The organism is Candidatus Poriferisodalis sp., from assembly GCF_965219595.1.
Taxonomy (GTDB): domain Bacteria; phylum Actinomycetota; class Acidimicrobiia; order Acidimicrobiales; family Poriferisodalaceae; genus Poriferisodalis.
The window spans coordinates 2782923-2807690 of the sequence record NZ_OZ244781.1 but is presented as its reverse complement, the minus strand read 5'-3'; the positions used below and the strand labels follow the sequence as shown (position 1 = coordinate 2807690).

Sequence of the window (24768 nt, the reverse complement as noted above, 5' to 3'; positions counted from 1 at the left end):
CGCATGGCAGCTATCGATCACATCGTGTACGCAGCGCCCAATCTTGCGGCCGGCACGGCCGCAGTGGAGGCGCTGGTCGGCATGTCGGCCGCGCCGGGCGGGCCGCATCCGGGCATGGGCACCCGCAACACCCTCATGTCGCTCGGCGACGACGTCTATCTGGAAATCATCGCCCCCGACCCCGACCAGCCCGACCCGCCGAACGGCCGCCCGTTCGACATCGACGCCATGAGTGAGGGCCGGCTCATCACCTTCGCCATACACGCCTCCGAAGGCGAGACCATCGAGGATGTGACCGCCGCCATGGCGGCCTGCGGCGAGGACCCCGGCCCGATCTCCGCGATGAGCCGCGTGAAGCCCGACGGCGAGGAAATCCACTGGTCGCTGACCATGTCGGCCGGCCCGGGACTGGTCCCGTTTGTCATCGAATGGGGCAACACCACGCATCCAGCCACGGTCACGCCGACCGGCTGCACGCTGGTCTCGCTCGGCGGCACGCATCCCGACCCCGACCACATCCGGGCGCTGCACAGCGCGATCGGCATCGACGTGGACGTGGCGGCAGGCGACACGGTCACCTTCGAGGCAACGCTCGACACCCCCAACGGACGCGTCACCCTGCGCTGAGGACAACGAGACGGCAACGCCGGCAGGCCCACCGCGCCGGACGGTTGTTGCGCGCCTGGGTATCGCTCTCCCGCTAGCGGGACCGGTCGACCTCGACGGTCACGATGTCGATCCCGCTGTACTTGCGGTGCCGCACCGTCGAGGCGAAGTGCCGCAGCAGGTGCAGCGAGATCGTCCGCTCCTCAGGCACCTCGGCCCGCTCGCTGAGACAGGCAAGCTGCTCTTCGAGATTCTGCTCCTCCAGCGCCGCCAAGAACTGCAGTTCGATCGAATTGGGGGCAGACCGGGCGATCACCACCAGTCGGGCGTGAGACTCGTCGCCGCGATCCTCGAGCAGGCTCGCCAGGGCTTCCTCGCCGACCAGGCGTAGGCGATTGCGCGACGCCTCGCTCCACCCGGCCCCAGCGGCGAGCGAGTCCAGGAACTCGCTGATCGGCCCCAGCGAGTCGATGTGCAACTCCACCTCGAGCCGCTGGCGACGCCGGCCGCTGACCTCCACGAATGCAGTGAGGGCGATGGCCGCGATGGTGCCCGCCACCATGCCGTTGCCAAGCAGCGCCCCCCACGCCCCACCGATCAGATCGGCCACCACGCTGCTGCCCTGCAACCCGAAGCCGATCCCCAGCGAGATTCCCACGATCAGGGCCCTGTGGCGCGTCAGGCCCTCCCTGGCTACCGCCCGCATCCCCTCCACGAAGACCATGCCCATGATGACCAGCAAGTAGCCGGCCGTAACCGCATCGGGAATCGAGGCCAGCACTGCTGTGGCTTTCGGAGCGAATGCGACAGCGACCAGCATGGCGCCGACGCTGTATCCCACCCGGCGCGATGCGACTCCGGTGAGCGTCGTCATGGTCGCCGACGTCGGGCCGTACACCACGGTGGGCAGCGCACCGAAGAAGCCCCCGATCAGGCTCGCCGCGCCGTTGGTGTTCATGGCGCCTTGAACCAGACGGAAGTCCGTCACCGGCGGGTTCTGCCACGAGACCTGCTGAATGATGACTCCGCTGCTCATCGCGAGCAGCCCCGCAGCCATCGACACCACCACGAACATCGGCAGCAGCGACCAGAACTCTGAGCTGGCGGTCAGTTCAACACCGGGCAGCTGCGGTTCGGGCAGCGCAATCCACCGAGCGGCCGACACCCTCGTCGAGTCGAACAAGCCGAACAGCGCCGCCACGACACACGCCACTGCGATGCCGATGAGCGGCGACCACAGACGCGCCCGGCCTTTCGCTCGCAAGCCCAGCATCGCAGCGACGGCGACGGTGAGCGCCGCCACGGCCGGGCCTGCACTCGACGCCGTGCCGCCGGGCGGTCCGGCCAGCCTGCCAACGGCCACGCCGGCGACGGTGACCGCTATCAGCATCAGCACGATGCCGCCAACCGACGGTGTGATGATCTGCCGGGCTCGGGGCAGCCATTTCGCCAGAATGAACTGGACGCACGACGACACAACGATGAGCGTGGCCAACGTGCGTGCGTCGGACCGCTCAGCGGCGAGCAGCGTGACAGCGAGGTACGACGGTGCTGTGCCGACCATGAGAACGTGCCCGCAGCCGATCGGCCCGCCGCGCGTCGACTGCGCTGCGGTGGCGACACCGTTGACGGCAAGCGCCGCGAAGATCATCCACGAACGGTCGTCATCGTCGAGTCCGACCGCGTTGGCAAATAGCGAGATCGTCAGCGCGGTGGTCGTGACCGACAACAGGAGGCCCTGCAGCCCCATGCCCAGCGTCAGGCCGGCAGGCAACCGATCATTCGGCTCGTAGAGGACGGAGGCGTCGTCTGTTGTCACTGAGTTGTGGAGCCAGCGCGAGGCCTGTCGGCGAGTGCCGCGTCGCCTACAGGCCCTCCACCATGAATGCCACCGACTCGACTGATGCGCGGCGTTCCAATCGGAGCTTGATCACATCGTCCTGCCCGAATGCCGCCTTGAGGTCCTCCAAGGTCTCGAACTCCGAGACGGTGATGCTCGCCGGGGGCGCACCGGGCCCCAGAGACAGGGTCGGAGTGCCGCGGATCAGGTACTTGCCGCCGCGGGCTTCGATGCACTCGGCGATGCGCAGCGAGAGACTGTCTGCCTGTTCGCGATCATGCACCTCGCTGTCCACCACGATCATGTAGGCAGCCATTCGATGCACCCCCCGTTGCTGCGACCCCTGAGAACTCACCCGATCTGCATCCGGCTCGCTCAGCGAAGCCGACCGGGCTCGAACGGTGCTCCGAAACTAACAGAGCGCTGCATGACTGAAGGCTGACGCCGCGTCAGTCGGGCAGGCTCCAGTCAATTGGCTGGCGGCCGGCGGCTGCGAGGGCGGCGTTGGCCCGGCTGAACGGCTTGCTGCCGAAGAATCCGTTATGCGCGCTGAGCGGCGACGGATGGGCCGACTCGATGACCACATGGCGGGTCAGGTCGACGAACGATTTCTTGCGTCGAGCGAACGCGCCCCACAAAATGAACACCACGCGCTCGGGCTTGGCGCTGACCGCCCGGATCACCTCGTCGGTGAACGTCTCCCAGCCGGCCGAACGGTGCGAGGCAGCTTGACGGGCACGCACGGTCAGGAACGCGTTCAGCAGCAGCACGCCCTGGCGCGCCCACCCCTCAAGGTTCCCGTGCGACGGCGGCTCGACGCCGAGGTCGTCGCGCAGCTCGGCGAAGATGTTCTGCAGCGACGGCGGCTGCTGGATGCCATGCGGCACCGAGAAGCACAGCCCGTGCGCCTGGCGGGGGCCGTGGTAGGGGTCCTGGCCGAGGATCAGCACCTTCACATCGGCGTAGGGCGTCAAGTGCAGCGCGGCGAAGACTTGGTCGTGCGGCGGGTACACCGCGCCTTGGGCACGCTCGTCGGCCACGAACTGCTGCAGGATCGGCCAGTACGGCTTGTCGAATTCCCCCCGGAGGATCGGGTTCCAGTCGGTGCGCGGCATGCCCCGCTAGGAGATCGTCTCGGCGGCGGCGGCCGACAGCTCGATGCCCCGCCCGATGCGTGCCCGGTACAGGTCCAAGTCGACATCGTCGGCAGGCTTCTGGCCGCGCATGTAGCGGGCATACACGCCGTGGATGATGCAGGCCGACTTCCAGTGATTGAAGCTGACGTAGTACGCCAGGTCTGACAAGTCGGCGCCGGTTTGCTGCTCGTAGCGCTCGATGAGGTCGGCGCGGCCGACGAAGCCGTCAACCAGCGTCGGAGGGTCGGAGCCTTCCAGGATGTCGTCGCTCGGCTCGGTCCAGCTGTTCAGCGCATAGGCGAAGTCGGCAAGCGGATCGCCGAGGGTGGAGATCTCCCAGTCGAGCACCGCCTGCAGCTCGCCGGCGGGGTTGAACAGGCAGTTGTGCAGCCCGTAATCGCCGTGCACCACCCGGGCGGGACCCTGGATTGGCTTGCGCTCCTGCAGGAAATCGTGCAGTTCATGCACGACCGGCGTGTCGTACGAGGCCGACTCGGCCGAGGCGGTCCACGAGCGGTACCACGTGCGGATCTGCCGCCCGACGTAGTCCTCCTTCTTGCCCAGCTCGCCCAGCCCGACGTCGTCGGGATCCACCGAGTGCAGCGCCGCCAGCACGTCCATGAACGACATGCCCACATGGGCCCGGCCCTCGGCAGTCAGGTGCTCGCGGGCATCGGCAGACTCGAAGAGCGGCTTGCCCTCGACGTAGCTCATGACGTAGAAGTGCGCCCCGGTCACGTCGGGGCTCTCGCAGTAGCCGTACGCGATGGCCACCGGCACATCCGTGGGCCCCAGACCGCTGATGATCGTGAACTCCCGCCCCATGTCGTGTGCCTTGGGCAGCAGCTCGCCCATGGGCGGGCGGCGCACCACCGCCGTGATGCCGTCGGCGGCGGTCAGCTTGTAGGTGAGGTTGCTGTGGCCGCCTTCGAGCTGCGTCCAGTCGAACGGCGGCTCGAGACCGTCGACGTTCTCGCTGATCCACGCTTCGACGGCGGGAACGTCGTACCCGACGACACCCGAAGTCGCAGCTGCGCCTGCCGCCCCGTCGGTCATCGCGCCCCTCCTTCTCGCTCAGCCCGCACACACTACGGCAACGACCGGCGGCGGCTCAGAGATGGGCCACAAGTAGCGTCGGCACCATGGACGCGACCGAGCCCAATGGGTCCGCGGGGCCGACCTCGCCTCCGCCGCACATGACGCCGGAGGAGTTCCGTGAGCACGGACGGGCGGTCATCGACTGGATCGCCGACTACTGGGAGCGCATCGAGTCGCTGCCGGTGGCCTCGAGCGTGCAGCCGGGTGACATCAGGGAGCTGCTGCCCCAGTCCGCGCCCGAAGAACCCGAGCCGTTCGACGACCTGCTTGCCGATCTGGATCGGGTGGTCGTGCCAGGTGTCACCCACTGGCAGCACCCAGGCTGGTTCGCCTACTTCCCCGCCAACAACTCGCCGCCCTCGGTGCTGGCAGACACGGTGTCGGCCGGTCTCGGGCTGATCGGTCTGCTGTGGGCGGCCTCGCCGGCGCTGACCGAGGTCGAGAGCCACATGCTGGATTGGCTCGTCGACCTGCTCGACTTGCCTGAGCACTGGAAGACGACGGCCAGCGGCGGCGGCGTGCTGCAGGGCAGCGCGTCGGACGCCACCCACGTCGCGCTGGTGGCGGCCCGCCACCGCGCTGCCGAGCGCGGCGGCCAGCCCGCGACGCAGATGGTGGCCTACACCTCGGCGCAAGCGCACAGCTCTGTGGAGAAGGGCGCCAACGTGGCCGGCTTCGGCACCGTGCGCCTCATCGACACCGACGAGAGCCTGGCGATGCGCCCCGATGCCCTGGCGTCAGCGATCGAAGCCGACCTCGCCGCGGGGCTGGTGCCGGCCTTCGTTGGCTCGACGATCGGCACCACCGGCACCACCGCGGTCGACCCCGTGCAAGCCATCGCTGACGTCGCGATCAAGCACAGCCTGTGGCACCACGTCGACGCGGCGTACGCGGGCACAGCGATGATCTGTCCCGAGTTCCGCCATCACCAGGACGGCGTCGAGCTCGTCGACAGCTACGTGTTCAACCCGCACAAGTGGATGATGGTGAACTTCGACTGCTCGGCCTTCTTCGTCGCCGACAAGGCGGCGCTGACTGACGCTCTGTCGATCGACCCGCCCTACCTGCGCAACACCCAGAGCGATGCCGGCAACGTGATCGACTACCGCAACTGGCAAGTGCCGCTGGGCCGGCGCTTCCGGGCCCTCAAGCTGTGGTGGGTGCTGCGCAGCTACGGCGCAACGGGGATCCGCCAGATGGTGCGCCATCACGTGACCATGGCCCAGGAGTTTGCGCAGCGGCTTCGCGAAGACGACCGGTTCGAGATCGTGGCCCCGCACCCGTTCTCGCTGGTGTGCTTCCGCTGCCGCGCTGCGGCCGACGGCGATGCGGCGGCCGAGGCTGCCGACCGCGCCACCGACGCCGTCGCGGCAGCGGTGAACGACAGCGGCGTGGCCTACCTGACCCCGTCGAAGCTCGACGGGCGCAGCATCATCCGGGTGGCAGTTGGCCAGTCGCGCACCGACCGCACCCAGATGGACCTGCTGTGGAAGGCGATCAGCGAGGCCGCCGTCTAGCCGCGGCCTGACTCGACCGGCGCGGCTCAGCTGGTCCGGTCGAACGGTCCGAGCGCTGCCAGCAGCCGGTCGTTCTGGGCCGGAGTGCCCAGGCTGATGCGCACGCCCTCGCCCTCGAAGGGGCGAGTCACCAAACCCTGCTTCTCCAGCCGGACGAACAGTTCCATCGCCCCATCGCCGACCGGCAGGTACACGAAGTTGGCTTGGCTGGGCACCACGGGCCAGCCCAGATCGGACATCGCAGCGCTGACGCGGTCGCGCTCGGCCAGGATGCCGGCGACACGCTCCTCCAGCTCGGTGCCGGCCTGCGGTTCGAGCGAAGCCAGCGCCGCTACCTGAGCGATACCGCTCACGATGAACGGCAGCGCCACCTTGTCGAGCGCACCGATGACATCGGGGTGCCCGACGCCGTAGCCGACGCGCAGGTTGGCCAAGCCGTACGCCTTGGAGAACGTGCGCAGCACCAAGGCGTTGGGGTGGTCCGGCAGCACCGTCTGGATCGGGTCGGCCACGGCGGGATCGGTGACGAATTCCCGGTAGGCCTCGTCGATCACCACGATCACATAGGGCGGCACCGCTGCCAGCAGGCGCTGCAGCTCCGCGGTGCTGCAAACCGTGCCGGTGGGGTTGTTCGGCGTGGAGAGCACAACGATCTTGGTGCGGTCGGTTACCGCGGCGGCGACGCCGTCAAGATCGAACGCGTGGTCGACCAGCGGCACCGTCATCGCCTGAGCGCCCGAGATGACGCAGAACACCGGGTGCACCTCGAAGGAACGCCACGGATACACCACCTCGTCACCGGGATCGATGTAGGCGGCGAACAGCTGCTGCAGCACCCCCACCGAACCGGAGCCCACCGTGACCTCATCCAGCCCGACGCCGTGCCGGTCGGCCAGCGCCTCGCGCACCTCCATGCAGCGATGGTCGGGATAGCGATTCATGCCCAAGGCGGCCTCGGACACTGCCTTGGCCACCGACGGGAGCGGATCGTTGGCGTTCTCGTTGGATGCCAGCTTGATCGCCTCAACCAGGTTGTGCTCGGCTTCGGCCTGCGCCGCGGAGCGGCCGGGCTTGTACTGCGGAAGGCCCTCCACCGCCGCTCTCGGTCGTCCGATCATGCGCTCGCCTTCCCGCTCCCGTGATGCGCCAGCATCAGCATTGCCTCGTGATGCGCCAGCATCAGCATTCCCCCATGCGCCAGCCGCACCAGCATGTCGCCGTGTCGGCGGCAAGCTACCCGCTGGCTGCTGGCTGTGGTCCGCAGACCGCCGGCTACAGGCGACGACCGGCGCGGTCCCCCGGCGTGGCAGCAGCCCGGAAGTCGTCGGCGACCTGGGCCATGGTGGCGAACGTCACGCCCGGCTGCGCCGCCATGTGATCGATGAGCCGCTCGAGCATCAGCATCCGGCTGCCCCGCCCGATGCACTGAGGGTGCATGGTGAGCACGAACACCCCGCTGCCGACCCGGTCGTTCAGGTAGTCGAACTCGGCCGACCACACGTCATAGACGTGATCGGGCGTGCGCAGCCCCTGCACGGTCGGCCCGTCGTAGCTGAAGTACGGCCAGTCGTCGAGGATCCAGTCGAACGGCAGCTGCACCAAGTCGACCTCGTCGCCGAACTGGTGCGGGCCGTCGGTGGTGGGCACGTCGCCCAGCCGGCACCACGTGGCCGCGTAGTCGTTGCGGGCCATGGAGGAGTCGTAGGAGAAGCCGTGCTCGATGAGCAGGCTGATCCAGCGGTCGCCGCAGTTGCCGCCCGGCACCCGGTGCCCGACCGGCGGCCCGCCAGCGAGCCGTTCCAGGCAGTCCATCGAACGGGTCAGGATGGCCCGCTCGTCGGCTTCGTCCCGCTTCGATGACGGGGCTTCGTGGCAGTAGCCGTGGTAGCCCACCTCGTGACCGTCGGAAGCCACCCGGGCGCACACGTCGCCGAAGGTGTCGATGGTGTGGCCGGGGATGAACCAGGTGGACGGGAGGCTGCGTTCGTCGAGCAGGTCGAGCAGGCGGTGCGCGCCGATGGTGGCGAACTCGCCGCGGGCGGTCAGGTTGGGCGATCGTGACCCTCGGGGGCCGGTCCAGATCGAGACCGCATCGAAGTCGAAGCTCAGACAGACGGTGACGCCGTTGTGCTGACCGTTGGACGGTTGTTCGGAGTTCATCTTCGGACCCTACTGAACCCCCGTCTGAGCCCGCCACAGCAAGCACGGCAGCCCCGATGTCGGCCCGGTGTGCCGGGGCCGCCGGGCGGTACCGTGATCCGATGCCTGCCCCGGCCGATGGAGCCGCCGAGACTGTGCCGCCGCCGCTCGCGGGGATGCGTGTGCTGGAGCTGGCCACCGGCATCGCAGGGCCGTATGCCGGACGGCTGCTGGCGGGTGCGGGGGCCACCGTGGTCAAGGTGGAGCCGCCGGGCGGGGACCCTGCACGGAGTCAACCGGTTGACGATGTCCCGCTGGGGCCCGATGAGATCAGCCCGCTGTATGTGCATCTGAATGCGGCGAAGCTGAACTGCGCCGCCGACAGCGTGGAGGGGTCGTGGCCGGACGTGGTGATCGCCAGCGACACGCTGGCCGGGCTTGCCGGCGGACCGTGGGATCCCCAGCGGATGGCCGCCGGTGCGGCCGAGGGCGAACGCGTGCCCAAGCTCGTGACGGTGACGGCCTGGGGTGCTGACGCCGGCGACCCTGGCGTCATCGCCGACGAGCTGCTGGTGCAGACCGCCACGGGCTTCCTGGGCTTCAACGGCGACGAGGGTGCCGAACCGCTGCGCCTTCCGGGCTGGCAGGCCCAGTACTGCGCAGGCGGTCTTGCCGCCTGGGCCGCGCACCTCATCCGGCGACGGCCCGAGACGCACGTGGACGTGTCGTGGCTGGGGGCGCTGCTGACTGCCGTCGAGCTCTGCTATTGCGATTCGCTGCACTGCCAGCGGCGCCGGCCGCTGGTGGGGCCGCACCCGCCCACGGCCTATCCGTCGGGTGCGATCCGCTGCGCCGACGGCTACGTGTGCCCGGGTTCGATCCGGCGGGACGACTGGGAGATGCAGTGCCTGCATCTCGGCATGCCCGAGTGGATCGACGATCCCGAGTTGAGCCACCGCCACCGCCGAGCCCGCCACATCGACAAGATCCGCGAGGTCATCGAGCCCTGGTATGCCGCCCGCACCAAGCGGGAGCTGTTCCAGTTCGCGCTCGAGACGCCCTGGGCAGTCGGCATGGTGATGACGCCGCTCGACGCGCTGGCAGACGAACATCTCGCCGACCGCGGCTTCCTCGGCGAAGTCGAGACACCAGCAGCAACCGCCTTGGCGCCCATCCAGCCCTTCGCCGCACCAGGCCTGCCCGTGCCGATGCAACGAGTGAGCGATCGGGGTGCCGACGCATGCCCGGCTGCCGATACGCCCACGGCGGCACTGCGACCCGCGCGTGCGCTGCGGGTGATCGAGATGACCATTGCGTGGGCCGGGCCGTACATCGGCAACCTGCTCACACCGCTCGGCATCGACGTCATCAAGATCGAGGCGCAGAACCCCTTCGACGGCTTCCGCACCCAGCGGCCCTACGACCACGGCATGGCGCCCGGCCTCGAGCATCTCGTCCACGACAATCGCTTCTACGAGGCAGGCGGGCATTTCAACGCCGTCAACAAGGGCAAGCGCGACTGCGTCGTCACGCTCGCCACGCCCGAGGGCCGCGCCGCCTTCATGGAGCTGGTGCGCAACTGCGACGCTCTGGTCGCCAACTTCTCGGCCCACGTGCTGCCCCAGCTCGGGCTCGACTTCGAGACGCTGGCCGAGGTCAACCCACGCATCGTGCTGGTGCGCATGCCCGCGTTCGGCGTCGACGGCCCCTATGCGGGCGCTGTGGGATTCGGCTCGATCATCGAGGCCATGGGCGGGATGGGTCACCGGCAGGGCTACGAGCACGAAGGCGCCCGCATCTCCAACATCTACTTCCCCGACCCGATCGCCGGCATCACCGCCGGTTTCGCCCTGCTGAGCGGACTGCACCACGCCGAGCACACCGGTCGAGGCATAGAAATCGACGTCTCCCAGCAAGAAGGAACCTGGCAGCACAGCGGCGAAGCACTCGTACTCGCCTCCACAACCGGCCGAGACATCGGCCGCATGGGAAACCGGGAACCCAACACCGCCTGGAGCGGCTTCATAAGAGGCACCGACGGATACCTAGCCGTAATCGCCGACGGATCGGCCGACGATCCTGCCCGTGGCCACAACGCCGTCAACGTGATCGAGGGCCTGCTCGAAGAGATCAAGAACAACGGCGGCCAACCGGCCCGGACCCGCGCTGACCTGCAAACGGCGCTGCACGCCGCCAGCGCCCGCACCGAGTTCTGCTGGGACCCATGGACCGCACCCGACCACCAACCAGTCGCCAACCGCATAGAGCTAGTCGATCACCCAGTAACAGGCCCCATGCGCCACATCGCGTCACCGTTCACTCTGGATGGAGTCCGCCCGAACCAAGCCGGCCCCTCCCCCCGCTTCGACCAACACACCAACGAGGTCATGACCGAAGTAGCCGGCCTCAGCGAGAAGCAGATTGCCGACCTCCGCACCGGCGGCCACATCGGCGGTGAGCTCCCGCCCCCCGCCGAGCTCGGCTTCATCTACGACTGAAGCGCACGACGGCAGGTAGGGGTGTGCGAGGGCAGGTGCGGCCGCGCGCAGTTATGCGGCGCCCCTGCAACCCCGCGCCAGCGCAAAGGCGCCGCATCTGTTTGAAGCACGGGCGCGCCTGCCCTCGCACACCCCGGGAGCGAGCACACCCAGCGGACTACCGTGCTCGGATGCAGATCGAACCGTTCCAGATCAACGTCCCGGACGAACAGCTAGCAGACCTGCGGGACCGCCTGGCAAGAACCCGCTGGCCAGACGCCGAACCGGTGGAGGACTGGTCCCAAGGCATCCCCCTCGCCTACGTCCAGGAAGTCTGCGACTACTGGGCCAACACCTACGACTGGCGAGCCAGCGAAGCCGCGCTCAACCGGTTCGACCAGTACATGGCCGACGTCGACGGCATGGACGTGCACTTCATCCACGTCCGCTCCCCCGAGCCCGACGCGATGCCGATCGTCATCACTCACGGCTGGCCCGGCTCGGTGGTGGAGTTCCACAAGGTCATCGAGCCGCTCGCCGATCCGGTCGCACACGGCGGCAATGCGTCCGATGCCTTCCATGTGATCTGCCCATCGCTGCCCGGGTACGGCTTCAGCGCCAAGCCGACCGAGCCCGGCTGGGGCATCGAGAAGATCGCCGACTGCTGGGCCGAGCTCATGACCGGCTTGGGCTACGACCGCTTCGGCGCGCAAGGCGGCGACTGGGGATCAGCGGTCACCAGCGCGCTCGGCAGCCGTCACCCCGACCGCTGCATCGGCATCCACCTGAACATGGTGATGCGCGGCAGCCGCCCCAAGGATCGTGAGCCCAACGACGAGGAGATTGCGGCCCTCACCAAGGCCAAGCACTACAACGATTGGGACTCCGGCTATTCGAAGCAGCAGTCCACCCGCCCCCAGACGCTGGGCTACGGCCTCACCGATTCGCCTGCCGGGCAGGCAGCGTGGATCCTGGAGAAGTTCTGGGCCTGGACCGACTGCGACGGGCATCCAGAGAACACGCTGGGCCGCGACGAGATGCTCGACAACGTCATGCTGTACTGGCTGAACGCCAACGCAGCCTCGTCGGGCCGCCTGTACTGGGAGAGCTTCCGGCAGCTCCCCCGCATGACAGTGGACGTTCCGACCGGCGTTGCCAAGTTCCCGGCCGAGATCATCCCCCCGGTGCGCTCATGGTCTGAGCCGATCTACTCCGACATCCGTCACTGGACCGACATGCCCGCGGGCGGCCACTTCGCAGCCTTCGAGCAGCCCGAGCTGTTCGTCGACGACGTGCGCGCCTTCTTCAGCCTGCTCCGATGAGCGGAGGCCCACGGCGGCTGGCATCGAGTCGTCGCCGATGACGACAGGGCCCGCCGAGCCCATGCTGCTCGGCGACACCATGGATCGGCCGCTGCTGGTCTCGAGCCTCATTTCCTATGCGGCCCGCAGCCATGCCGGCACCGATGTGGTGTCTGTGGACTCGGCGGGGGTCACCACGCGCAGTACTTGGCGGGAGGTGGCCGAGCGGGCCCGGCTGGTGTCCGGAGCGCTGGTCGCCGACGGCATCGGGCCAGGCGAACGCTTCGCGACCATTGCGTGCAACGACCACCGCCACCTGGAGGCCTACTACGGCATCACCGGCATCGGCGCCGTGCTGCACACCGTCAACCCCCGGCTGCATGACGACCAGCTCGCCTTCATCCTCAATGACGCCGCCGACAGCGTGGTGCTGGTCGACCAGTCGTTTGTCGAGATCGCTGTGCGCCTCGCCCCGCGCACGCCGACGGTTCGCCGCTGGGTGGTGCTCGGCCGGCTCGATGCGCCTGCGGGCCTTCCCGGCGAGATCGCGTACGAGGACTGGATCGCAGGCGCACCGGGCCCTGCGGCGTGGCCCGACTTCGACGAGCGTGCGGCCGCAACGCTCTGCTACACGTCGGGCACCACCGGCAACCCCAAGGGCGTGCTGCAGAGCCACCGGTCGATCGTGCTGCAGACCTGGGCCACCTGCACCGGCGACGGCCACGACGTCCACTCGGGCCACGCCGTGCTCGGCACCGTGCCGATGTTCCACGTCAACGGCTGGGCACTGCCGTTCGCCACCGCGATGAGCGGCGCAAAGCTCGTGCTGCCAGGCCCCGACCTCAGCCCCGAGGCCCTCGTGAATCTCATCGAAGCCGAGGACATCACGTTCTCGGCGGGAGTGCCCACGATCTGGCTCGGCGTCGTGCAGTACCTGCAGGACACGGGTCGAAGCGTGCCCTCCTTGCAGAAAGTGGCTGTCGGAGGTTCAGCCGCGCCACGGGTGCTCATCGACACGCTCGAGGACGATTACGGCGTCACGGTCAGCCACGTCTGGGGAATGACCGAGATGACCCAGGGCACGTCGGGTCGGTTCACGCACCGGGTCGAGCGCAGCGATCGTGACGCCCAGCGCGACCGCCAAGCCAAAGCCGGCCGCGAGCTGTATGGCATCGAGCTGCGCGTGGTCGACGCCCAAGGCAACGTCTTGCCCCATGACGGTCGCAGCGTCGGCGAGATACAGGCACGGGGTCCGTGGATGTGCGGCGCGTACTACCTCGGCGAACTCGCCGACCCCGGCGCGTTCGCCGACTCGCACCTGTCGCCCGCCGAGGGCGGGTGGCTGCGCACGGGCGACGTGGGTGCTCTCGACGCCGAGGGCTACCTGACACTGACCGACCGATCGAAGGATGTCATCAAGAGCGGCGGCGAGTGGATCAGCTCGATCGAGCTGGAGAATGCTGCGCTCGTTGCGCCCGGTGTGGCGGCCGCTGCGGTCATCGGCCTGCCGCACGAGCGCTGGGGCGAACGGCCGCTGCTCATCGTCGAGCTCGCTGCCGGTGCCACCCTCGATGCCGGCGCCGTGCTCGACGCGATCAGGCCCCGGGTGGCGTCGTGGTGGCTTCCCGACGACATCGTCGTCGCAGACGAGATCCCGCTGACGGGCACAGGAAAGATCGACAAGAAACTCCTGCGCACCCACTATGCCGACCACGCCTGGCCCTCCGGCTGACCTCTCGCCTGCATTCGGATTGGGGCAGGTCGCCAGTAGCATGGTCCGCTGGACAGACGCGAGGTATTGACATGGCTGCCGGTCGCACAACGTTCGAGAAACTGCAGAGGGACCGGGCCAAGAAGGCGAAGGCCGAGGCCAAGCGCGCCAAGCGCATGGGCAAGATTCCCCAGAGCGGTCCGCTGGTCAACGAGACGCCTGAGCCCGAGGGCACGGGCGCTGTGCTCGACGGCAACCTCGACGAGGAGCTGTCTGCGGCAGATCTGATCCGCCTTGTCGAAGAGGTGCAGACCCAATTCGACAACGACGAGATCAGCTTCGACGAGTACGAGGAGCGCAAGATCGAGCTCCTCGCCCGCCTGCCTACCGACTGAGCGTCAGCCTGCGAGGCGGTGGACCGACACCGCGTAGTCGCCGCCGTCGAACGGGGCGCCTTCCCACGTTGAGTAGCGGGCCTCAAGCTCGAGCCCGTTGCGTTCGGCGAGTGCGTCGTACACGTGCAGCGCCAGGTAGCCGTCGCTGAGCTGGAAGCCCGCCACGAGCGCACCCCCGGGCCGCAGGTGCGAAGCGATGTTGGCCACCACCGCGGCCTCGGTGCCGCGTTCGAGGAAGATCATCACGTTGCCCGCGGCCACCGCAGCGTCGAACAGCCGCCGCTCGCCGGTGTCGCCCGAAATGCCGGAATCCCTCGATATGACGGTGCTGGCCAGGTCGCCCTGGATCCACGCAAGCTCGGGCGCCTTGTTGCGTGCGAGGTCGAGCATGGCGGGGTCCAAGTCGACGCCCACGACGTGGTGGCCGCGCCGGGCCAGCTCGATGGCGACCCGGCCGGTGCCGCACCCTGCATCAAGCACGCTGCCGCCTCGCGGCAGCAGCGAATCGACCAAGTCGGCTTCGCCGTGAATCGATTCGCCACGCGCCGCCTTGCGGGCCCAGCGGTCGTCGTAGTCGGCGCCGCGGGGTATGTCGCCTCGTTCAGCCCAACGGCTCAGCGGTCCTCCCAGTTCGGGTCGCGCCGCTCGGCAAAGGCGGTCGCGCCCTCGATGGCATCCGACGACGCAAAGACATCCTCGAGTGCGGGCTGCTGGAATGCCCAGAAGTCGTCTTCGGACACGCCCAGCACATTGCGGATCAGCGCCTTGGAGGCACGCACGCCCTTCGGCGCATTGCGGGCGATGCGCTCGCCGAGCTCGACGGCCACGTTCACTGCCTCGCCCTTCGGGCACACCCGGTTCACCATGCCGTGCTGCTGCGCCACTTCGGCGGTGATCGGCTCGGCGGTCAGCGCCATCTCCATGGCCAGGCTGTAGGGAAGCTGGCGCGGCAGGCGCAGCAGCGCGCCGGCACCTGCGAACAGCCCGACGCCTACCTCGGGAATGCCGAGCATGGTGCCTTCCGACGCCACGATCAGATCGCATGACAGTGCCACTTCCAGCCCTCCCGCCAGGGCAAAGCGCTCCACCGCGGCAATGAGCGGCTTGGCCGCGCTGCGCTCAGCGATGCCCCCGAAGCCGCGGCCAGCCGGGTTCGGCATCGCATCGATCCCGCCGCCGCTGACGAATGCCTTGAGATCCATGCCTGCGCTGAATCCCCGCCCTGCGCCGGTGATCACGCCGACACGCACATCGGGATTGGCATCGAGCTCGTCAAGTGCCTCGCCGAGCGCTTCTGAGAGCGCCATGTTGAAAGCGTTCATCGCATCCGGGCGGTTCAGCGTGAGGATCTGCACGTAGCCGCGCTGTTCGACCAAAACCAGGGGTTCTTCGCTCACCGGGATTCCTCTGTCTCAGGCGGGTACACCGGAGTGCACCCGCGTATGGCGCCGGTGCCGGCGGCCCCGGCAGCGGTTCAGGCGCCGACAGTAGCCTCGCAGCGCGATCAGGCACGATACGGAACTCGGAGCGCGGAATGAACAGCAGCGGCGACGAAGTGGGCGACCTGCTGGCCCGCATCGAGATGGCCGAGCCAGCCGAGGTGCCCATGCTCGTGCAGCTCCTGGCCCGCACACCGGAACTGCAGCAGGCCCAAGGAGCGAATGCCCTTCGAGCTGCCCGGGCGCTGAGCGTCCACGGCGGCCCGCAGATGTTCTCCATCGCCGGTGAGCTGGCTGCCCGCGCCCACCGCGACGGCGTGCCGGGCGCCGGCGCCGTCTTCGCCGAATGCGCCGACAAGATGAGCCTGCTGAGCGGCAGGCCCCAGCAATTCGGGACCGTGGTCACGACCCACCTGGGCGACTTGGTGCTGGCACCGGTCGACAGCAGCGTCGACGACGACTCCCGAGAGCGGATGGGGCTGCCCACCCTCGACCAACGGCGTACCGAGATCGACCGGCGCAACCGGGAGCTCGCCCGCGAACGTGCCGCTGACGGCGGCCTGCCGCCGGGTCAGCGCATGTGCCGTGTGTGGCGCGACCCCTCTCCCGAATTCCTGACTGCACAGCTCGCCGCCCACCCCGAAGGCTGCTGGGCCGACGGCGACGAGCTGACCTTCGCATGCCGCAGTGACGATGTCGGCCTGCTGCCCGGTCCCGTTATCGAATTGCCCATGTGGCGAGTCGGTGCCGGAGACGGCAATGGCAGCAGCAACGCTGGCGTCGGCGACGGCGATCTGTGGGCGCTCAGCGTGCGCATCGAGCGGCTCAGCGAGGCCGTCATCGGCTACGGCTTCTGGCCGCTCGACGCCGGCGGAGGCCTGCTGGGCGGCCAGCGAGGCCCGGTCCCGCACCGTTTCCGGGGCCCGGATGCGCCTGCCGAGCTCCCGTCTCACCCCGACGACGAGCTGCGCGGTGTTACCCAGGCGCACACGCTCGACAGCACCTCGCTGCGCACCAAGCGCACGATCACCGTGTACCTGCCGCCCAACCACTCCCCCGCCGAGCGATTGCCGGTGCTGTATGCCACCGACGGCGGCATGATCGGCCCTTACATCCGGCGACTCGACGCTGGCATCACCAATGAGACGGTTCCCCGCTTCGTGCTGGTCGCAGCCCACTCCGCGCCGATGGGCGGCTACGGGAACGAGCGGGCCATGGAATACCTGCCGGGCTTCGACAACGATCGCTTCGACCGTCACCAGCGTTTCTTCGTGGAAGAGCTGTCGGCCTGGGCTGAGCAGTCATTCGGTGTCTCCGACGACCGCAGCCAGCGGGGCGTGTTCGGCGCATCCGACGGCGGCGGCCACGCCTTGGCGGTCGGACACATGCACCGCGACAAGTACGGGCACGCCATGGCGTACTCCACCGGCATGCCGCCGAACGAGCAGATGAACTGGAATGCCGCCGAGGCGCCGTTCGTGCATCTCTGTGCTGGCACGCTCGAGGGCGGCTTCCATCAGGCCACCGAGGCGTGGGCGGCGTGGCTGCACTTCGCCAAATCGCCGCACGACTGGACCGAGCGTGTCTGCGGCCACGACCTCATCCAGTGGATCGAAGAACTCCCCCGCGCTGTCACACGCGCTTGGGGCTGAACGGATGCCCTAGCCGCGGAGGCGGCAGGGGACTCTGCGACGTTGCGACCTGCTGGATCGCTGGTCGCAGAGGGTCCTGCCGCCTTCGCAGCGGGCGCACCTAGCTAGTCGCGGAGCAGGTAGCGCTTGACCTTGCCGGTGGCGGTCAGCGGCAGCTCCTCCACCAGATCCACCCACCGCGGGTACTTGTACGCCGCAAGCCGCTCCCGCACGTGGGCTTGCACGCGCTCGGGCAGCGTGTCGCGATCCGCGCCCTCGGTGGGAACCACGAACGCGTGCGGCTTGGTCAGCCCGGCGTCATCAACGCCGCCGACCACAGCAGCGAGCACCACATCATCCAGCTCCAGAATGCAGCCTTCGACCTCGATCGGCGACACCCAGATGCCTCCCACCTTCAGCATGTCGTCGGAACGCCCCATGTAGGTATAGGTGCCGTCGGGGTTGCGCATGTAGGTGTCGCCGGTGGCCAGGAAGCGTCCTTGCAGCGCCGCGCGGGTGCGCTCCGTGCGATTCCAGTAGCCGGTCATCACCGAGCCGCCCGCTACGTGCAGCGCGCCCGGATCGCCATCGGCCACCTCGTTGCCGTGCTCATCGCGCAGCGACACCTCATAGCCATCCAGCGGCGTGCCCGTCGTGCCGGGCACCGACGCGCCCGGCCGGTTGGAGATGGCGATGTGGGCCAGCTCGGTGGTGCCGATGCCGTCGAGAATCTCCACTCCGAATCGCTCGGCGAAGCGCCGGTGAATCTCCGGAGGCAGCGGCTCGCCGCCCGAGATGCCTTGCCGCACCGACGAGAACGTGTCGTCGGGAAGATCTGCGGCCAGCAGCTGCGCGTAGTTCGTGGGCACGCTGAAGAACAGCGTGGGCCGGTGGGTGCGAACGTGCTCGGCGACCGCCGCCGGCTCGGGCCGGTCGGCGTTCAGCACGGCTGTCGCACCGGTGCCTGACGAGAAATAGCCAGAGTTGCCCAGCCCGTAGGCGAAGAACAGCTTGGGCACCGAATAGACGACGTCGTCGGGCCCCATATCAAGGACGCCACGGGCGTAGCTGTCGGTGCAGACCGACATGTCGATGTGGCGGTGCATGGCGCCCTTGGGCTGCCCGGTGGTGCCCGAGGTGTAGAGCCAGAACGCGACGTCATCGTCGACGGCAGCGAAGGGCTCCGGAGCCGCACTGGGGTCGCCCAGCAGTCCCTCGTCGGAATCGTCGAGCGTCCAGCGCAGGAACGGCTGGCCGTCGGCTGCAGGCAACACCTCAGGGGCGAACGGGGGCGAATACACCAGTCCGACAGCGCGGCTGTCGTGCAGCAGGAACTCGTAATCGTGCCGGCGGACCATGGTGGAGACCGGCACCGGGACAGCGCCGATCCACATCGCGCCCCAGAACCACCACAGGAACGCGGGCGTGTCGGCCGCGCACATCATCACCCGCTGCTCGGGCTGCACGCCGCGCTCGGCGAGCCCTGCCGCAGCCGCCTTCGCACCCGCCACCATCTCGGCCCTGCTCGTGTGCTGCCCGCTTGCAGCATCGACGATCGCTGTGGCGTCAGGACTTGCCTCTGCCGGTTCGATGACGAATCGGTGCACGGCATTCGCGCTCACGCTGTCCTCCTCGTCTGGTCGGCGCATGCCGGAGGCTGAGCCGAATGGCGAAGCCGTGGCCCGAGCGGCCCGTGAGCGCAGCGAACAAGAGCGGGAAACAACTGGTGACGCAACGCAAAGCTCCTCCACCCGGCGCATGTCTGAAACACGTGGGTGTCGAAGCGAACACTAACGATGCACACTCATCGTGTGAGCACCGCACAGACGCGGCCGGCAGACACCCGGGTGTACCTCGACTTCTTCGGCGATCTCCGTCCGTGGAAGCACTGGACGCTGCACGTCGACGGCCCCATCGCCACGCTGCTGATGCACGTGCAGCCCGACGGTGGCATCTTCGACGGCGCCGAGCTGAAGCTGAACAGCTACGACATGGGCGTCGAGCTGGAGTTCGCCGACGCCGTCCGCCGCATCCGCTTCGAGCACCCCGAGGTGGGCTGCGTGGTGATCGGCAGCGGCTACGAGGGGGTGTTCTGCGCGGGAGCCAATATCCGGGCGCTGGCGGCGGCAACCCATGCCCACAAGGTGAACCTGTGCAAGTTCACCAACGAGACCCGCCTGGAACTCGAAGATGCCTCGGCCGGCAGCGGGCTGCGATTCCTCGCTGCGGTGGGAGGCGCGTGCTCGGGAGGCGGGTACGAACTGGCGCTGGCGACCGATCACATCTTGCTGGTGGATGACCGGAACACCGCCGTATCGCTGCCCGAGGTGCCGCTGCTGGGTGTTTTGCCGGGAACGGGCGGGCTGACCCGGCTGACCGACAAGCGTCACGTGCGACGCGATCGGGCCGACGTGTTCGCCACCAGAGCCGAGGGCCTGCGGGGCGAGGTGGCGCTGGAGTGGGGCCTGGCGGATGAGCTGGCACCGCGTACGTCGTTCGACGAAGCCGTCAGCGTCAGAGCCGCTGCACTGGCCGAAGACAGCCGCGCCGCCCAAACCGGCGCCGACGGCGAGCCCGTAGAGCTGGAACCGCTGGGCATCTCGCCCACCCCGGACGGCAGCGTGATCGGCGAGTTCGTCGCTATGGCACCGGACCGCGATCGGGCCTGTGCCGAGGTGCTGATCAGCGCGAGCCCCGATCCCCGTTGGCCGCTGCGAGCGGCACGGGAGCTCGACGCGCTGCTGTGCCATCTGCGCTTCAACGAGCCCGAGCTGGGCACGCTGGTGCTGCTGACCGAGGGCAGCCACGCAAGCGTCACCGCCCACGACCGGGCGCTGTGCGAGCCCGCCAACCATGCCGAGCGGGAAACCGCCCTGCTCTGGCGTCGCACCCTGTCGCGGCTCGATCTCACCGCTCGCACGCTCATCGCCGCGGTCGAGCCCGGCTCGTGCTTCGCGGGCGTGCTCGCCGAGGTGGCACTGGCGGCCGACCGCACCTACATCTTGGAGGGCGAATTCGTCGACGAGCGGCCCGACGATGCCGTGGGCATGGCCGTGCGAGCACTGCGCGGACCCCCGAGCCCAGAGGCCGACCTGCCGGCGCTGTCCATGACCGAGATCAGCCTCGGATCGATGCCCATGGCCAACGGCCTCACTCGGCTGCAGTCTCGACTCTGGGGAGATGACGAAGCCATTGCCGCCGCCCGCGACACCGTCGGTTCCGCCCTCGATGCACAGGCTGCGGCCGAGGCCGGGCTGGCGACCGCGACTCCCGACGACCTCGATTGGGACGACGATCTGAGACTGGCGATCGAGGAGCGCGCCGCCTTCTCGCCCGACGCGCTGACCGCCATGGAGGCCAACCACCGCTTCTGCGGCCCCGAGACGATGGCCACCAAGATCTTCGGCCGGCTGTCGGCCTGGCAGAACTGGATCTTCATCCGCCCGAACGCCACCGGCCCGAACGGCGCACTGACCCGCTACGGCACCGGCACTCGCCCGAACTACGCCACAGACCGTGTGTAAATTCGGCCTCCGCGGCGACGAGGGGAAGCGCCCGTGAGCAAAATCGATTACAGCGAGCGCATCCCCAACAACGTCGGACTCGCAGACGACCGCCGGCTGCAGCGGGCGCTGGAGGGCTGGCAGCCCAAGTTCGCCCGCTGGTGGGACGAGCTGGGTCCCGCCGGTTTCTCGGGAAACGACGTCTACCTGCGCACGGCCACCGACACCAGCGCCGAGGGTTGGGCCCATTTCGACTACGTCAAGATGCCCGACTACCGCTGGGGCATCTTCCTGTCGGCTCCCAAGCCCGACCGCCGCATTGGCTTCGGCGAATCTGCGGGCCAGCCGGTGTGGCAGGAGGTGCCGGGCGAGTTCCGCAGCGACCTGCGCCGCCTGATCGTGGTGCAGGGAGACACCGAGCCGGCGTCGGTGGAGCAGCAACGACATCTCGGCCACACAGCCCCGTCGCTGTACGACCTGCGCAACCTGTTCCAGATCAACGTCGAGGAGGGCCGCCACCTGTGGGCGATGGTGTACCTGCTTCACGCGCATTTCGGCCGCGACGGCCGTGAGGAGGCCGAGGCGCTGCTGGAGCGGCACTCGGGTGACCCCGACAATCCCCGCATCCTGAACGCTTTCAACGAGAAGACCTCCGACTGGCTCTCGTTCCTGGCGTTCACCTACTTCACCGACCGTGACGGCAAGTACCAGCTCGGTGCGCTGGCCGAATCGGCGTTCGATCCGCTCAGCCGCACCTGCGAGTTCATGCTGCGCGAGGAGGCGCACCACATGTTCGTGGGCGCGACCGGCATGGGACGCGTTGCCCAGCGCACCTGCGAGGTAATGGTCGAACACGACACCGACGATGTCCGGCCATTCGGCGTCGTCGACTTGCCGACGCTGCAGAAGTACATCAACTTCCACTACGCCGTCTCGCTCGACCTGTTCGGCGCGGAGGCTTCGACGAACGGCGCCAACTTCTACACCGCTGGCCTCAAGGGGCGATTTGACGAGTCTGCTTACGATGACGATCACGTGCTCACCTCCACGACGTTCGCCTGCACCGAGGTGGTCGACGGTGCGCTGGCAACCGTGGAGCGGCCTTCGCTGCAGGTGGTGAACCTGCAATTGCGCGATTCGTACTCCGACGATTGCGAGAAGGGGCTGCGGCGCTGGAACCGCCTGATCGCCGAGGCCGGGATTGACTTCGAGCTAAAGCTGCCGCACCCGGGTTTCAACCGGGCCGTGGGCGTGTTCGCCCCGCACGACATCACTCCCGACGGCAGGGTGGTCAGCACGGCCGAGTGGGAGGCGTCGTGCGGCGACTGGCTTCCCACCGACGACGACCGCGACTACATCACCTCGCTCATGTCGCCCGTCTACGAGCCGGGGCGCATGGCCGGTTGGATCGCTCCCCCAGCTCGCGGCGTCAACACGAGGCCGGTCGAGTACGACTACGTGCGCCTGTAGCCGCCATGGACTCTGCGGCAGGCGATATCGGCGCAGGCGTGATCGAATCGGGCAGCACAGTCACCGTGGACGGCCGCCTGCAGGTTGACGCTGTCGGCATCGCATACCGTCGCATCTCGCCTGGAGACCCCGACGACCGTGGCAGCGGCGGCGGGAACAGCCCGGTGATCGTGATGCTGCATGACGGCCTCGGCAGCATCACGCAGTGGCGGGACCTGCCCGAGGTGCTGGCGCGTAGGTGCGGGCTCGAGGTCATCGCCTACGACCGCAGCGGCTACGGCCGTTCAGACCCGGTGCCCAAGACCTACACCGACGGGTTCATGGAACGCGAAGCCGCCGAGGTGCTGCCCGCCGTGCTCGACGAGCTCGGCATCCGCCGTCCCATCCTCATCGGTCACAGCGACGGGGCATCCATCTCGCTGATTGCAGCGGGCTTGGCGTTGGTGGCGCCGCTGGGTGTGGCCGTGATAGCGCCGCACTCCTTCATCGAGGACATCTGCATCGAGGGCATCCGCGCCATCGACGACCAGCGTGAGCAGGTGATCTCGGGACTCGCCCGCCACCACGACCACCCCCGTCTCGCCTTCGAACGCTGGCGAAACGTCTGGCTGACACCGCGATTTCGCCGCTGGGACATCCGACCGCTGCTGGAACGCATCGACTGCCCGGTCCTGGTGCTGCAGGGCGACGGCGATCAGTACGGCACCGAAGCGCAGGTGTCGACGATCGTCCAGTCAGCGCCGAACGCGACCGGCCACCTGCTTGCCGACTGCGGCCACGTCGCCCATCGCGACCAGCCCGAGCGCATCGCCGGCTACTTGGCCGACTTTGTCTCCGGCTGCGCGGCTGCCGGTTCCTGACCCAGCAGGGTCGCCAAGGCGTCGGACGCGATCACGTCGGGCGCCTCGAACGGCCCGAAGTGCCCCAGCCCGTGGTAGGTGATGAGCCGCGAGTTTCCCAACGCCTCATGCGCAGGCACCCCGATGTCCTCGAAGGTCATATCGAGTCCCTTGCCGATGACCACCGGTGTCTGGCCGCCCTCGAGGCGAGCGGTCGTCGACACCCACTCGCCGTCATAGGTTGCCGCCTCGTCTGCGGCGCGGCAGCGCAACCGCACCGAGCCGTCGGGCAGATCCTCGAACCCGTTGGCGAGGTAGCTCGCCAGCGCATCGGCCCGCACACCGCTGAACGGCGGCCGCGATGCGAAGCGTTCGAAGGCCTCGCCGCGTGAGGCGAATTCCTCCCGACGCTTCGTCGTGAGAGCGATCAATGGGTTCTCGCCCGGGCCGAATTGGTCTTCGATGCGCCACACCACCGGCTCGTAGCCGTACATGCGCCGGATGGTGCCGGGCCGCTGCGCATCGGCCAGCAGCAGCGTCGCCGCGCCGATGGAATGCCCGACGCAGTCCAACTCGCCGTGAGCGATGCCCAAGTGGTCGACGATGCCGAGCAGATCATTGGCCAGCGTGGTCCAGAGGAAGTCGCGGTCGGCAGGCGGTGGACTCCAGCCATGGGCGCGGAGGTCAGGTGCCCAGACGGTGAAGTGCTCGGTAAGGCGGCTGGTGAGCGGACCGTACGTTCGGCCGTTGAATCCGGTGGCATGCACGAACAGCGACGGCGGCCCGTCGCCGCCCAGTCGATGCAATGCGAGCTCGACACCGTCGCCCACTTCGACCATCTCCGGCGCCGGCGCGCCACCGTCAGGACCACTCATGATTGGACAGCGCGTGTGCTAGCCATGCGCGCATGAGTACTACACAGGGAGCCGAAGGCGCTGAGACACCTCCCGATCTTGAGTTCTTTTGGGATCCGGTGTGCCCCTTTGCCTGGATCACGTCGCGCTGGGTCGAGAAGGTGGTTGCCCAGACGGGCTACTCGGTGGACTGGCGTTTCATCTCGCTGCGCATCCTGAACAAGCACCGCGACTACGCCACTGAGTTCCCAGCCGGGTACGAGCAGGGCCATACCGCAGGGCTGCGGATGCTCCGGGCGGCGGCCAAAGTGCGCGCCGAATTGGGCCGTGACGTGATGGGTCCGCTGTATGACGCCATGGGCCAGCACTACTGGGAGATGCCCAAGGGCTCAGGGCTGCGGGATCGCATCGGCACGGTGGAGCACACCGCAGAGGCGTTGGCGACTGCCGGCCTGCCGACGGACTTTGCCGCAGCAGTCGACGACGAGACGTGGGACGCCGAGATCGAAGCCGAAACCGAGCTTGCGCTGAGCCGCACCGGGCGAGACGTCGGCACGCCGATCATCACCTTCGAGCCGCCCGACGGCCTGTCCTTCTTCGGCCCGGTGATCTCGCGGGTCCCCTCCGACGAACAGGCCGTGCCGCTGTGGAACGCCGTCATCGAACTCGCGCGCTTCCCGGGCTTTGCCGAGCTGAAGCGTTCGCTGCGCGAAGCCCCGCAGCTGAACGTGCTGGGCACCATCACGGAAGCACCCGAGATGGAGGACTGGGAAGCAGGTTCCCGCAAGGCGCACAAACCGAGCTGACGCCCG

The 24768-nt window shown here is 68.4% G+C and carries 21 protein-coding genes; 11 read left to right on the top strand and 10 right to left on the bottom strand.

The features are described 5' to 3' along the window. The first annotated feature begins 3 nt into the window (after window positions 1-3). Entirely contained in the window at window positions 4-627 is a 624-nt protein-coding gene (locus ACOQPE_RS12450; protein WP_420609221.1) for a VOC family protein, read from the top strand. Between the two features lie 73 nt (window positions 628-700). Here the strand turns inward: ACOQPE_RS12450 and ACOQPE_RS12445 are convergent, their stop codons facing one another. The 4 genes from ACOQPE_RS12445 to ACOQPE_RS12430 all read right to left on the bottom strand — a co-directional run bounded on the left by ACOQPE_RS12445 (window position 701) and on the right by ACOQPE_RS12430 (window position 4638). Beyond that, window positions 701-2425, bottom strand: coding sequence for a uracil-xanthine permease family protein (locus ACOQPE_RS12445; RefSeq protein WP_420609220.1), 1725 nt, complete (start codon window positions 2423-2425; stop codon window positions 701-703). A gap of 46 nt (window positions 2426-2471) precedes the next feature. Beyond that, window positions 2472-2762 carry a DUF1330 domain-containing protein gene (locus ACOQPE_RS12440; protein WP_420609219.1) on the bottom strand — a complete coding sequence of 97 codons (291 nt, stop codon included), beginning with the start codon at window positions 2760-2762 and terminating at the stop codon, window positions 2472-2474. Between the two features lie 133 nt (window positions 2763-2895). Beyond that, entirely contained in the window at window positions 2896-3561 is a 666-nt protein-coding gene (gene ung, locus ACOQPE_RS12435) for a uracil-DNA glycosylase (RefSeq protein WP_420609218.1), read from the bottom strand. A gap of 6 nt (window positions 3562-3567) precedes the next feature. Further along, window positions 3568-4638, bottom strand: coding sequence for a phosphotransferase family protein (locus ACOQPE_RS12430; RefSeq protein WP_419856325.1), 1071 nt, complete (start codon window positions 4636-4638; stop codon window positions 3568-3570). A gap of 86 nt (window positions 4639-4724) precedes the next feature. Here ACOQPE_RS12430 and ACOQPE_RS12425 point away from each other — a divergent pair, with 86 nt between their 5' ends. Further along, entirely contained in the window at window positions 4725-6197 is a 1473-nt protein-coding gene (locus ACOQPE_RS12425; protein ID WP_420609217.1) for a pyridoxal-dependent decarboxylase, read from the top strand. Between the two features lie 26 nt (window positions 6198-6223). On the opposite strand, the gene hisC is transcribed toward ACOQPE_RS12425, so the two are convergent. Both hisC and ACOQPE_RS12415 read right to left on the bottom strand, forming a co-directional pair. Continuing rightward, entirely contained in the window at window positions 6224-7315 is a 1092-nt protein-coding gene (gene hisC, locus ACOQPE_RS12420) for a histidinol-phosphate transaminase (protein WP_420609216.1), read from the bottom strand. Window positions 7316-7469: 154 nt separating this feature from the next. Further along, window positions 7470-8357, bottom strand: coding sequence for a polysaccharide deacetylase family protein (locus tag ACOQPE_RS12415; protein WP_420609215.1), 888 nt, complete (start codon window positions 8355-8357; stop codon window positions 7470-7472). A 101-nt stretch (window positions 8358-8458) separates the two neighbouring features. Between ACOQPE_RS12415 and ACOQPE_RS12410 the strand changes: the two genes are divergently transcribed. The 4 genes from ACOQPE_RS12410 (at window position 8459) to ACOQPE_RS12395 (ending at window position 14220) form a co-directional block, all read left to right on the top strand. Continuing rightward, window positions 8459-10834: a CoA transferase gene (locus tag ACOQPE_RS12410; protein WP_420609214.1), complete on the top strand. Its 2376-nt coding sequence runs from the start codon at window positions 8459-8461 to the stop codon at window positions 10832-10834. A 170-nt stretch (window positions 10835-11004) separates the two neighbouring features. Beyond that, window positions 11005-12135, top strand: coding sequence for an epoxide hydrolase family protein (locus ACOQPE_RS12405; RefSeq protein WP_420609213.1), 1131 nt, complete (start codon window positions 11005-11007; stop codon window positions 12133-12135). A gap of 37 nt (window positions 12136-12172) precedes the next feature. Further along, window positions 12173-13846, top strand: a complete 1674-nt coding sequence (locus ACOQPE_RS12400) for a long-chain fatty acid--CoA ligase (RefSeq protein WP_420609212.1) — start codon at window positions 12173-12175, stop codon at window positions 13844-13846. Between the two features lie 71 nt (window positions 13847-13917). Continuing rightward, on the top strand, window positions 13918-14220 hold the full coding sequence (locus tag ACOQPE_RS12395; RefSeq protein ID WP_323672729.1) for a hypothetical protein: 303 nt from the start codon (window positions 13918-13920) through the stop codon (window positions 14218-14220). A gap of 3 nt (window positions 14221-14223) precedes the next feature. On the opposite strand, the gene ACOQPE_RS12390 is transcribed toward ACOQPE_RS12395, so the two are convergent. Together ACOQPE_RS12390 and ACOQPE_RS12385 are read right to left on the bottom strand one after the other, a co-directional pair. Further along, window positions 14224-14838, bottom strand: a complete 615-nt coding sequence (locus ACOQPE_RS12390; RefSeq protein ID WP_420611391.1) for a class I SAM-dependent methyltransferase — start codon at window positions 14836-14838, stop codon at window positions 14224-14226. Beyond that, window positions 14835-15617, bottom strand: coding sequence for a crotonase/enoyl-CoA hydratase family protein (locus ACOQPE_RS12385; protein WP_419856318.1), 783 nt, complete (start codon window positions 15615-15617; stop codon window positions 14835-14837). Before ACOQPE_RS12385 ends, ACOQPE_RS12390 begins: the two co-directional genes overlap by 4 nt. Before the next feature lie 137 nt (window positions 15618-15754). On the opposite strand from ACOQPE_RS12385, the gene ACOQPE_RS12380 reads away from it, so the two are divergent. Continuing rightward, complete coding sequence (locus ACOQPE_RS12380) at window positions 15755-17311, top strand: alpha/beta hydrolase (protein WP_420609211.1); 1557 nt, start codon at window positions 15755-15757, stop codon at window positions 17309-17311. 104 nt (window positions 17312-17415) lie between these two features. Here ACOQPE_RS12380 and ACOQPE_RS12375 read toward each other — a convergent pair whose 3' ends face one another. Then, on the bottom strand, window positions 17416-18912 hold the full coding sequence (locus tag ACOQPE_RS12375; RefSeq protein WP_420609210.1) for a benzoate-CoA ligase family protein: 1497 nt from the start codon (window positions 18910-18912) through the stop codon (window positions 17416-17418). 174 nt (window positions 18913-19086) lie between these two features. Here ACOQPE_RS12375 and ACOQPE_RS12370 point away from each other — a divergent pair, with 174 nt between their 5' ends. The 3 genes from ACOQPE_RS12370 to ACOQPE_RS12360 are packed head-to-tail and all read left to right on the top strand — an operon-like array spanning window position 19087 to window position 23123. After that, a complete protein-coding gene (locus ACOQPE_RS12370; protein WP_420609209.1) occupies window positions 19087-20814 on the top strand; it encodes an enoyl-CoA hydratase-related protein in 1728 nt (575 codons plus the stop codon). Between the two features lie 33 nt (window positions 20815-20847). Beyond that, window positions 20848-22263, top strand: a complete 1416-nt coding sequence (boxB, locus tag ACOQPE_RS12365) for a benzoyl-CoA 2,3-epoxidase subunit BoxB (RefSeq protein ID WP_420609208.1) — start codon at window positions 20848-20850, stop codon at window positions 22261-22263. A 5-nt stretch (window positions 22264-22268) separates the two neighbouring features. Continuing rightward, window positions 22269-23123, top strand: coding sequence for an alpha/beta fold hydrolase (locus ACOQPE_RS12360; RefSeq protein WP_420609207.1), 855 nt, complete (start codon window positions 22269-22271; stop codon window positions 23121-23123). Here ACOQPE_RS12360 and ACOQPE_RS12355 read toward each other — a convergent pair. Beyond that, a complete protein-coding gene (locus ACOQPE_RS12355) occupies window positions 23078-23977 on the bottom strand; it encodes an alpha/beta fold hydrolase (protein WP_420609206.1) in 900 nt (299 codons plus the stop codon). The genes ACOQPE_RS12360 and ACOQPE_RS12355 overlap by 46 nt on opposite strands. A 32-nt stretch (window positions 23978-24009) precedes the next feature. On the opposite strand from ACOQPE_RS12355, the gene ACOQPE_RS12350 reads away from it, so the two are divergent. Next, window positions 24010-24762 carry a hypothetical protein gene (locus ACOQPE_RS12350; protein WP_420609205.1) on the top strand — a complete coding sequence of 251 codons (753 nt, stop codon included), beginning with the start codon at window positions 24010-24012 and terminating at the stop codon, window positions 24760-24762. The last annotated feature ends 6 nt before the right edge of the window (window positions 24763-24768 follow it).